This is a genomic window from Zooshikella ganghwensis, from assembly GCF_018263875.1.
Taxonomy (GTDB): Bacteria; Pseudomonadota; Gammaproteobacteria; order Pseudomonadales; family Zooshikellaceae; genus Zooshikella; species Zooshikella ganghwensis.
Map to the genome: position 1 here is coordinate 1 of NZ_JAEVHG010000038.1, position 11,494 is coordinate 11,494.

General features: G+C 40.3%; 6 protein-coding genes and 1 pseudogene. 1 reads left to right on the forward strand and 6 read right to left on the reverse strand.

Translation table 11 applies throughout. The features are described 5' to 3' along the window. Positions 1 to 315: pseudogene (locus KHS79_RS25225) on the forward strand (hypothetical protein); the annotation flags it as partial. Between the two features lie 423 nt (positions 316 to 738). Here the strand turns inward: KHS79_RS25225 and KHS79_RS25230 are convergent. The 6 genes from KHS79_RS25230 to KHS79_RS25255 form a co-directional block, all read right to left on the reverse strand. Then, entirely contained in the window at positions 739 to 1,200 is a 462-nt protein-coding gene (locus tag KHS79_RS25230; RefSeq protein ID WP_212722940.1) for a hypothetical protein, read from the reverse strand. Positions 1,201 to 1,310: 110 nt separating this feature from the next. Further along, on the reverse strand, positions 1,311 to 1,817 hold the full coding sequence (locus KHS79_RS25235; RefSeq protein ID WP_212722941.1) for a hypothetical protein: 507 nt from the start codon (positions 1,815 to 1,817) through the stop codon (positions 1,311 to 1,313). Between the two features lie 251 nt (positions 1,818 to 2,068). After that, positions 2,069 to 2,455 (reverse strand): hypothetical protein, encoded by a 387-nt coding sequence (locus KHS79_RS25240; protein ID WP_212722942.1) that lies wholly within the window; start codon positions 2,453 to 2,455, stop codon positions 2,069 to 2,071. Between the two features lie 9 nt (positions 2,456 to 2,464). Next, positions 2,465 to 5,335, reverse strand: coding sequence for an RHS repeat protein (locus KHS79_RS25245; protein WP_212722943.1), 2,871 nt, complete (start codon positions 5,333 to 5,335; stop codon positions 2,465 to 2,467). A gap of 109 nt (positions 5,336 to 5,444) precedes the next feature. Further along, complete coding sequence (locus KHS79_RS25250) at positions 5,445 to 9,206, reverse strand: DUF6531 domain-containing protein (protein WP_212722944.1); 3,762 nt, start codon at positions 9,204 to 9,206, stop codon at positions 5,445 to 5,447. Between the two features lie 1,077 nt (positions 9,207 to 10,283). Beyond that, a complete protein-coding gene (locus tag KHS79_RS25255; RefSeq protein ID WP_212722945.1) occupies positions 10,284 to 11,390 on the reverse strand; it encodes a tyrosine-type recombinase/integrase in 1,107 nt (368 codons plus the stop codon). Positions 11,391 to 11,494: the final 104 nt, after the last annotated feature.

Consider the following 11,494-nt stretch of genomic DNA (forward strand, 5'->3'; position numbering starts at 1 on the left):
GATGAGAGTGTTATAAATAATATCACATTTTCTCAGTCAAATCGTTGGTATTATTGGCGAACCGATGCCTATCCCATTCCTCGTCGAGAAATAGAAACATCAAGTGCTAATATGCATATGATTCCTGCCAATGAGTTTGTTGAAGATGCGTTAAAATCAGTCAAAAAAGGGGATATTATTCAGTTAGTAGGCAGTTTGGTGAATGTAGATGCAAATGATGGTTGGCGATGGAGAAGCTCCATGACTCGAACGGATACGGGAGGAGGGTCATGTGAGTTAATTTGGGTGGAGAATTTAAGTATAGTAACACCATAATATTTTTTAAATAAATTTATAATAAAATGGTTGACTTTATAATACACTTGTTTTATAGTGCTTACATTGATGGGTCCTTCCTACAGAATTATTACCGATCGCAACACAACCCCCCACGGTAGACGCATAAAATTTCCACCCCTATACACCGCACCAGCAGTTAACTTTTAGCCTATAAAAACAGTAGTTTTTGTCCATTTCTTCTGAGGCATAAATCCGTTTTATCTGAGGTCTGGCTCAAGCTGATTATTAGCTGTAAACCTTTACTTGTTTGAGCATGAATTGTGTCAGGAGAGGGTAGGGTGAGTCTAAATGTACAGAAATCCAACACGTGATATCAACAGCTCAATCAGCCAGTGGATATAATATTACTGGGTTTAGTTGTTAAGTGGATTATTAATACTTGATGATATCAGAAACGTACTATCTTCTACATTCCACTGATAAGCTATATGTTCTATTCGTAGATGTTTCTACTGAATTAATTTGATGTTTGATTTTAAAGGTCACAGTTTCTCTAAAACCATAACCTAATATAACTTCATCAACTAAATTAGGGTTAAAATTTTCATAATCCAAATTTTTACCTAATATTTGCAATGTTGCGTATTCTTCAGGGATACCGACTGCATCCCAGTCAATACCTAGGTTAACGTTATTAACTTTAGGATAAATCAAGGCTCCACTAATCCCTGGTCTTTGGAAAGCTGAATAGTTTTCGATAAGAGTATTAATTTGACCCCAAACCTTAGAAACTAAGGCCTTATTATCTGAAAAATTGTGTAAATTAGAGCAGGGCTTATTAATACCATTAAAAAAGTATAGGAGCGTAGTTCCAGATAGTATACTTAGAAAAATGACAATAGATAAGGTGGTTTTTTTCACAGTTAATGCCTCCTATTCCTATAGTATTCTAAACCAACTTGAGCCCACGCACCTCCTTTAGAGGGGTATGGGGTGTCGGTGAAGTTGGGAAGTTAAAAATAATATTATTATTATTTTTCACGAGAGGCTTTAATTTTTTCATAAAGCCTTCTTATTCTAGCTTGATCTTCTGGAGCTGCTTCCCAAGAGTACTCAACAAACAAGTAGTGATTTATGCCTGTTGCAAGATTTTCATATAGAGGACTATGTTTATAATTTTCAAAAATTAGTTCGAAGTAGTCAGCTACTTCTTTTGATCTAAAAGACCCAATCCAATCCATAACCCTAAAAGCCATATAATCTGACTTTATTTCTTCAGTGTGATTTTTAAAAAAATTGAACACACATGATCCAATATCAAAATTCTCTGGAAATGAGACACAGTCAAAATTACACCAAAAATCATATAGTTTCTCATTGTTTTGATTTTCAAGGCATGTCTGTAAGAAAACCTCACAGTAGACTCTTGCTTTTTGACTAGTGTTAAGTTCAAGTTTTTTGAGCTTCTCGCTGACTAAATAAAATGGATCATTCATAGCTGTGAGCCATGCTTCTTCAATTACCTTATTGATACTCATTTTATTTTTCCACTTGAAATTGATTTTGCCTTGAACCAATAAGGTGCTTATGGTGGCTTAACATCTAGACAGGTGTACGCTTCTGGAGGAACATTGCAACCACTTTTCTGTTAAAGAGCGTATAACTTGATGCAGTTTCATCGTTTCAGTGTGAGTTGTTATTATGTGTATCCTGGACTTAATGGGTAAAAATTACCACCATACTCCTTGATCAAAAATTTGATATAAAAATATAGTGGTGACTTAATATTTTAAAATTGTTTTATTTCTAAAAGGTACTCGTTCATATTATGGGGTACATTAATACTCATAAGTTTTTCTTTTAACTTTTGAATATTTTGCTCTTTTACTATCCCCATTTCAGTGCAAAACCTTTTAGGGAAAATTATGTGAGCAATAGATGAATACTCGAATGGTTGCCCCCAAACACTACCATCATTAATGCCAGTTATTGAAAGGTCTGATTTTTTGGGTAATCCTGCCCCCCAATAACCACAGTCCCAACATTTAAGACGATCGAACGTTGTCCAGGAACACCAAGATTGGCTTTTTTCCATTAGGAATTCGCCTTCTCCAAGTACATCAATGGCTTCAGAAAAAATAGCTAACCATTTATTATCACTTATTGTCTCTTTCATAGTGGGTAATTAGGTTCCAGGTTTATATTCAAAAATTCTTTCATACCCATTAGGTAAACGTGCATGGAAATGTGGACATTTATGATGTTCAGGGTGACCAGGCCCTGTTTGGTCTGGATGCCCTTGTGGATGCTCAACTACCTTAGCTCCGTTTGGCAGGTAGTGCCCATAATTTGATGCTCCACTTGTATATAAGTTTTGCATTGTTTCTGCGAATTCTTTTGTACCTCTTCCAAGTCCTGCAGGTGGTCTATATTCACTCCATGGCATTGCTACGGCATCATCACTTCCAGGAGAGATACCTGCAAATGCATATGCCATTTCCATGGCTGACTGTCTACTTATGTTTGATTGACACTCGTCATCATCATCATTATCACACTGACTATCAGAGGGGATGGCCTTTGTACCTGTTTTTTGTCGAGCTCCCGCTTTAGCTCCTCTCATAGCCGCAGCACAAGCTTTAGGATTTTGACCACACCAAGAATCTACAGTTGTCAGCTGTAATCCAAAAGGGTCTACATAGTTTGCGGGATTTCCCTCAACATAAGCAAAGGTATTCAACCCACCGGAAAGTCCAATCGGATCACTTTCGATGTATCTTCCCGTACTTGGATCGTAATCGCGGAAATAGTTGTAAAAGAGCCCACTCTCAGCATCATAGTATTGCCCAGGGAAGCGCAGATTTAAAGTAACGGTTTGCCCATCACCATCAGGGTTATCAGCTACCTGACCCACACCATACGCATCGCTGTACCAGGCCCAGACAATGTTACCTTTGGTGTTGGTCGCACGACGTGGGGTATTGAGGTGATCTGCATGGATATAGCTCACCTGGGTATTAGCAACCTTGCCATTGCCTTGGTAATGCACTTCCACCATGGCCACCGGCATAGAGCCTAACCACACATAGTGACGGTCTAGCAGCTTGCGAGTGCTGGAGTAATTGGCTTCTGCTAATAACTGGCCCGCTAAATCATATTGGTAAACACCATAGTAAGACTGTCCCCCTAAGATACGCTCTTTAACGACCCGCTCACCAATGGCGTTATAAGTGTATTTCGCACGAAGCTCACCATTCACGGTCATGCTGCTTAAACGACCACGGGTGTCATAAGTGGCATTGGCACCACGACTAGCTAGGGTATTACCCATGGCATCCAAGCTCACCGTTTGGTTGTCCAGCTTGTTCAGGCGGTTGCTGTTGTCGTGATAGCTCAGGACTTGCTTTTTGGTTTGGCTGTTGCCAGAGGCATCAGCTTTGGTAGTCCAAACACGTTGAGTACGGTTACCTACTTCATCAAATTGATAGGTTTTCTGACCAAAGTAACCACTTTCCAGCGCTAAATGATCCAGCGCATCGTATTCAAATTTCTGATTCAGGCTTGCCTGTAAACCATCATCAATGCTGAGGATGTTACCGACCGCATCATAGCCATAGCTCAGGCTTTGAATGCCCTGTACGCTTTGACTGGTGAGCTGGAAATCCTGGTCATATTGACGGTTCAGCGTTAAGCCATTACCCCAGGTTAAGCTTTGTACGGGACCAAAAGGCAGGTAGCTGATGTTTTGCGCGACACTGATGGCATCATCGCTGCCACTGTGGCTGAAGTTGATAGCTGTGACTTGGCCTAAGCTATTGCGGGCATAGCTAACAGAGGCACCGCTTGGGTAGGTGATGCCGGTAATATAGCCTGCATTGCTGTATTGGTACTGAGTGTTGTAGACCAGCTCATGACCGGCAACGTACATACCGCGCATAACGCTGGTCAGGTTACCTTGAGCATTGTAGTAATAGGCAATTAACCCGGCTTGGTCTTTAACACCCGTTAAACGGCCAATACCGACGTTGCCACTATCGGTTTCGTCATATTGATAAGTGACATTCAGCTTCGGCTGACTGGGGTAAGTCCGTTCGGTTAAGCGGTTTAAGGCGTCATAGCGGTATTGGGTCACTTCACCCCGTGCATCGGTTTTCTGGGTGATGTTACCCGCACTGTCATATTGGTAGGTGGTGACACCGGTATCGGCACTGATGCGTTTGAATAACTCACCAAAACCGTTGTATTCGTATTGCGTCACTGCGCCATTAGGTGCACTGACTTTGGCGAGATTACCTTGTGCATCATAATCCAGCTTGGTGACTTGGTTTAGCGCATCCGTTGAGCTGACTAAACGATTTAACGCATCGAAGCCATAGCTGGAACCGTGGTTATTGGCATCCACGGCTCCTGTTGTATTGCTGTTGACGTCATACGACACTTTGCTGGTTTGACCAGCCGCACCGACTGAGCGAATGAGTCGGCCCAGTTCATCAAACACCTGGCTTTGGGTTTGGACAAGCTCACCGGTCGATGATTTCAATACTTGCTGAGTACGGTTGCCCATGGCATCCAAGGTGTACTCAATCCGCTCACCTTGGCTGTTACTGACCGCCGTTAAACGACCGGCATTGTCGTACTCATAACTTAAGCTGGCACCACTGGGTAAAGTAATCTGAGTGACTTGGCCAATGGCATCGTACACATACTGCGTGGTGGCACCTGCCGTGCTGCTAGACGTTAACCAGCCCCGAACGTTATACGTCAGTTCAGTAGTTACCCCATTGGCATCCACGACACGCTGTGGGCTACCCAGGGCCGTAAAATCTTGTAGTTGAGTGGTATGGCCTAAGGCATTGGTGACGCTGGTTAAATGGCCACGGTCATCATAACTAAACTGGGTAATATCGGATACATCAGTTCGTGGCCCATCAATTTGGGTGACCTGTCCGAAGTTGTTATATTCATAACTCACATGACGGGTATCGCTTGCCGAGGCACCTGAGGCCAGACCTGCCAGGATGGCAGCGGATAACAGAGTTTGGCTCAATAACTTCATCGTACTTCCTGATCGCTCTGGGTACTTCATGACTTCACACAGAGAAATGCATGAAAATAAATAATCGCTGGCTTTACCTTAAAGGGGGGGTAAAGCCAAATAATATAAATTAATTTGTCAAATCATCATGGGGGTTTGTCCCTGCTTTGTATTCATCAAAGTCAGTGATGCCGTCTTTATCGGTATCTTGATAAAGGTCGTGATTTAAAGAGTCAAAATGTAGATACTCCCAACCGTCTTGTACATCATCTCCATCTGAGTCAGGTAATGCAGGGAGAATAATATTATCTAACTCAACATATCCAGTATTCATTCGTTGACTAGCTTCGAAAACAATCTTATTTTTTCCGCTAGGTAGAGCATATTGATACATCTGATGTTGTTGGGAACTTCTTCGATGCCAAAACTCTACTAGTTTACCATTAACTAACAAGCTAAGTTGAGAGCCTGCTGGTTTAGTAATCTTAAAAATTATAAAACCTGGCTTTTTAACATTTACTTGAGTAGAAACTTTTGCTTTTTGACCTGTAGTTAATTCGGGGCGCCAAACGTGACTACTACCATCCTTAGCCTTTTGTATTTGCCAGCGACCTTGCTCAGAATAAACCCAGTAGTAACCACCTAACTTTTGATTTTCAAAATCGAGCATGATCCGTTGATAATGTGTGCTATTTTTAGGGTCTGTATCTGCAATATATTCCTCATAATTAACTGCGCCATCATTGTCACTATCTTCCATTCGATCATTAATTGCAGGATTTAAACTATGAGTTACTTCCCAGCGATCAGGCATACCATCTTTATCAAAATCAGCAGTGGATGAATGATTTTGGTTGCTCAAAATATATTCAGATAAATTATTGACACCATCTGAATCTGCATCTTGGTTTGCATCATATTCAGTGGGGTTTGAGTGATTATCTATTTCCCATTTATCCAGCATTCCATCGTCATCTGTATCTGACTTAGTTGGATTGGTTGCATATTGGTGCTCTTGAAGATCTGTTAAGTTGTCACCATCGGTATCTAAGTCCTTATTTATAAAGTTTTGGTTTAAGCTACCATAGAACTGATATTCCCAGCCATCTTTTACACCATCTGTATCTGAGTCTGATAATGCAGGTAAAATTAAGTTATCTAGCTCTATATAACCATTACCTATTCGTTGACTTGCTTCAAGTCTGATAGTGTGATGCCCTGAAGGGATTTGATATTCATAAACTTGCTGATGAATTACAACTTTTCTGGTCCAATATAATGCTAGTTTTCCATCAATATATAAGCTTAATTGACTTCCATAAGGTTTGTTTAGAGATAAACTAATTGAACCAGGAGATGTTAAGTTGACTTGAGTTTCTGCTTTGGCAATTTCTCCAACTGCCAAAGTTGTTTGCCAGTTAAAGCCTTGGCCATCTTTTGCTGGATGAATACTCCAACGTTGATCGCCACTATAGAACCAATAAAACTGTTCGAAAAAAGCTTGGTTTTCGAAATTAATTAAGCTAAATATACTTGGTGTTGATTTTAATGAGTTTTTTCCATGGTTATCTGTTGAGATTACGGACCAGTGATAGAAAGTATTTGGTTCAATCGCTTGATTAAGAAGATATTGATTTTCTGTTATCTTATCTGAAACACTAACTAAATCCTTTTGAACTTCACTGACTAGTAAATGATAGCCCGCGACTTGATCTGAAGGGTTAGGGTCTTCAGATTTTAACCATTTAAATAAAAGTCCTTCTTGCTGCTTAGTAACTGAAGAAAGTTTGGGTACTGATGGAGCACTGTTTCCTGTTTGAAGAAGGTTTATAGCTGTCTCTCCAAGGACCTGATTATGTAAGTCTTTTACAATAACCTTCCAATTGTATTGTTGATTTGAATTTAGTGTTTCAAGAGTTATCTCTGAAGTAGTTAAGCCCTGTTTATAAAGGGTTGGTGGATTACTTTCACCTAAATAAAGGTCATAAATAACAGGTTGATTGATTTCAGGTAAGCTCCAACTAAGAGTTGTTTTTTCAGGGTTAATAGCTTGTTTAAGATCCTCTGGAATTGAAACTGATAAGGTTTTTTCTTCGTTTATGGATTCATTTTTTAAGTCAAAACCCTCAGTTTTCTTTGAGAGACGACCCTGATGGTCATAGAGATATAACGTTGTGGCTTTCCCTATTGTAATTGAGACAGGTAAACGCCATTTGACATGCCATTGTTTTTGAACTGTGATGGCTTCGGGGGAACCATTTGCAATAGTTTTCTGTGTTAACAAGCCACGATCGTTGTATTCATATGTGGTAGTAACATCTTTCCAGTCTGTTTTAGATTTCAACAAGCCGTTGCCATAATAGGTGTACTCGCGGTTGGCGGCGGCACAGTTTGCTGAGGCATGGCCTTCAACTTTAGTTACCTTTTTGACACCATAGTAACTTGTAAAATGGTAGGTTGTTTTTTTGCCTAATGGGTTAGTGACAGTGGTTTGATTGTCAAGATAATCAAAGGTAAAGCGTTCTTTATTATCTGCACGCTCACTGGAGAGTGCACGTCCAATACTGTCATATTCCCAGGTAATAACTCGTTTGCCATTAGCATTGATAATTCCAGTTAAATAATTGGGAAATTGGTTGTTTTCGTAGAGGAAGTGACGAGCTGTGTCGTCTGAAAAAATAGCTTTAATTAAACGTTGTTGGTCATCATATTTATAACTGATAGATGTAGTATTATTAAGAGTTGCTTTAATTAATTGGTGATTACGATCGAAGTTGAGGACCAATTTATTTTGAAATTGATCAGTAATAACCGTGTTATCAGTGGTGTGCTCATAGTATATGCTTTTACCTTGAAGCCACTTTAGCTCGCGGATACGCCCAGCATCATCAAATAAAGCTTGGCTGTTATCCGCAAATGTAATGCGCCATGCTAAGTCTGGCTCATTAATTTCTTCTAAGTGATGGTAAACATCGGGATCACTTTCCCAGTTATTTTCAACTTTACTGTATGTGAATTGTTTTCCATCACCAAAATGGAGTACGGTTGTGCTGTTAGTCAGTTGAAGGCGAATATCTGTATTAAATGTCCATCTACCTAAACTACTGTTGTAGGTTCTCACGAGAGGAAGAGGACCAGAAAGGTCGGTATCAATATGGTACATATTACCAGTACCAATACGAATAGGCTCACCTTTACTGGGCTGGGTGTCAGACTCGTAACTTTCAGTGGGGGCTTGAGGAGTAGCACACATTGTGGAGCCATTTTCTTTGGGGCTAGCGGCAAAGTGCTGAAGTTGGTAGCACTCTTTGTTACCATCTTTATCTGCACGCATTAGGAAACCATCTGGGCATACAAACTTTCTAGAGCGACGAGCATAAATAATTGCTTTACCCTCCATATCGCACTTGCTACCTGAGCTACTTTTCCCGGTAAAAGTTAATGTTTGTCCACTGTATATCTCATGCCCCTCATCTATCTGTTTTTCAATGTTTTGGCAATACCAGCCATCAGCTGTAACATTACCCCATGAGCTGATATTTGTTGACTCTATTTTGCATAAGCTATTTGAGTAAGAGACGTATTTTTGGGCTACATCAATATAGTTTTCTTGAGTTAGAGGTTGCTCACCAGGGCAGTTTTTTGCGACCGCACCCATATAGGTTCCTCCTTTAGCTTTGCAAAGCGCAGCGTGCCTGGAGGCATAAGCAGCCGCTGGAATACAGTATGTTATTTTCCAGTCAGATAGTTTTGGTGCTATACAGTGGGCTTTACCACCATTTTCAATGCATTCAGAGTCATCTGTTGCAAAGGCATAACTTGTAAAAAATAATAGAATCCAAAGAAATAAATGAATCAATTTGTTACTTTTACAGCAGCTTAAAAAGGACATGCATACCACCAAGTTAAGAAAACCGTAGCTGGCCAAGCTATCTATCTCGATAAAATTGAACGAATTTTAATCAGGTGGCGATGAATGTAAATATGACTTTGGTCAGGAAAGTAAAGTGCAGTAGCTCCAAGGCTATAACTACTGGCTATATGATTTGTAAGGTAAGAAATTAAGGAGGTATTGATGTAAGTGATTATTAACTTTACTTGTTAGTGGTTATTACTTAATCGGATAGATGGTAGGGAAATCACCTTTCATTAATGAAGGTAATAGTCTTGATGGTAAGGGTATTTATTAATTATATGCCTCATTTAGACAAATTCCTTCCCTTTCGTTTGACAACTCATTCACGCGCTTTATTATTTCATATTCTTTATTTATCACAACAACGGAACATACCAGCTCTAATACCTCATAAATCTTAAAATAATCACAAAGCTTAACTCATCATGAGTCAGACGATGGTTCACGCCAGTCAAGTCAATTTTACCCATTTCTCCATCTAACGCTTGTGCTTTACAAGCCATAACTTGATAGGGGGTGTTGTGTGTTCTTACTAGTACGAGGCTTGAGTGTTATGTACCAATGATTGATAGAGTATTTGAAGTCTCTACAAAGTGAGCTGATGGTTGCGCCAGATGAAACAGTTTATGGTTGAATTTTGATCAGTGTTATTAGGCTATCGCTAAATTACTTTGTTGTGGGATGCTAAGCTAAACTGGTCAGTCATAAGCTAGGCTGATCTATCAAGTGAATACCTAAATAAACGACAAGAGACTTCTAATTTATAAGTATATAATGTTGTAACTTATTGATTTTATTGGTCGTCAAATGCAGTAATTGAATTGTCACTTTTACCTATAAAATCTATATATTTCAATAGGTTAACTAACTCCGCCCCTCAACATGGGGTTGTGGGGGTCGGAGGTTCGAATCCTCTCACTCCGACCATTTTTAAGCCTGTAACTCAATGAGTTACGGGCTTTTTGCTTTTGAGAATTATTTGCGTTATGCAAAATTCTGCAATATCCTGCAAAACTCAAAAATTTTGAACAGTGTTTAAACGAAACCTGTCGTCTAATTTTCTAAGTCTAAATCGGCTTCAACTTGTGTCCATCTTGTGTCATGTCCTTTTAAGTAATGTTCAGTCATTTTGTCAGAAGTATGACCCATTAACTGACGCACTTGGGCTTTACTCCACCCTTGCTGTTCATAAAGTAACCCACCTAACGATCGCAGTTCGTGGAATGTAGGTAATATTTCTTTGGAAATATTTTCATAAATACCCGACGCATCACGTGCTTTGGAAAAACTTCGGCTCAAGTAATCAGGTTTCACTGCAGACCAATGACCATTGTCCGTTAAGAGTCTTTGAGGCTGTTTATGAATCAGTAGGGGAGAGTTGATTCCAGTGCACCGCGCACGCTTAATCACTTTCTTGAGCGAGGGACCCAAGCCAATGGCCAGCCGTGCACAGTCACCATGTTTTTCCGTCTTGCTCTGCACCAGGTACAAGCGACTGTCTTTGATATCACTGAACTTCAGGCGCAATAAGTCAGAGCGACGTTGCAAGGTAATGATGGCCAAGTCCATGGCAATCTGTAACCATTCTTCCGCATGCTGGTAAATCGCTTGGTAAGCTTCCCAGGTTATCCGCTGGCGTTGTTTACGAATACGCTGACTTTGTCGTGTTGATAACGTGGGTGCCACCGGGTTTTCAACTAACCAGCCTTTAACGATAGCAAACTGACACAGCTGGGATAACACCGACCGATGTTGCTTATAGGCATCACCCTTAAAACTTAAATCCAAATAACTGGCTACTTGCTCCACCGATAATGAACGAATACTCATGTCGCCTAAATCACTCTCCAGCCGATTTAATCGGTACTCTAATTCTTGAGCCGAGCGCGGCATTAATTCTTTATTCGGTACAATATCTGCTTTAAAGGCGTCAATAATATCGGCGATGGTTTTTTCACCGACGGCTAAAATAGAATTAATTAACTGCTGGGTACTGGGTATTAAAATACTGTTTAATTCACGCGCCGCACGGACCGCTTCCTGCTTATCGCGGCCCAGGGCATGCCAGGTTTTATTAACGGGATGACGGTAACGAAACAAACCATTGGATTCATATAAATTTGGGCAAAGCCCACGCTTTTTTCTAGGACGGGCGGCCATAATATTTTGACTCACTTAAGACTTTACTGACCAATGAACTGCTGGCTTTTTCATGGACATCAATATTGATAAACCACAGTCCACCCTCTTTGGTTGCACCGGGT

Excerpts from the sequence above, each read along its gene's own strand:
- KHS79_RS25235 (WP_212722941.1), bottom strand. The coding sequence starts at position 1,817 with ATGAGTATCAATAAGGTAATTGAAGAAGCATGGCTCACAGCTATGAAT.
- KHS79_RS25240 (WP_212722942.1), bottom strand. The coding sequence starts at position 2,455 with ATGAAAGAGACAATAAGTGATAATAAATGGTTAGCTATTTTTTCTGAA.
- KHS79_RS25245 (WP_212722943.1), bottom strand. The coding sequence starts at position 5,335 with ATGAAGTTATTGAGCCAAACTCTGTTATCCGCTGCCATCCTGGCAGGT.
- KHS79_RS25250 (WP_212722944.1), bottom strand. The coding sequence starts at position 9,206 with ATGTCCTTTTTAAGCTGCTGTAAAAGTAACAAATTGATTCATTTATTT.
- KHS79_RS25255 (WP_212722945.1), bottom strand. The coding sequence starts at position 11,390 with ATGGCCGCCCGTCCTAGAAAAAAGCGTGGGCTTTGCCCAAATTTATAT.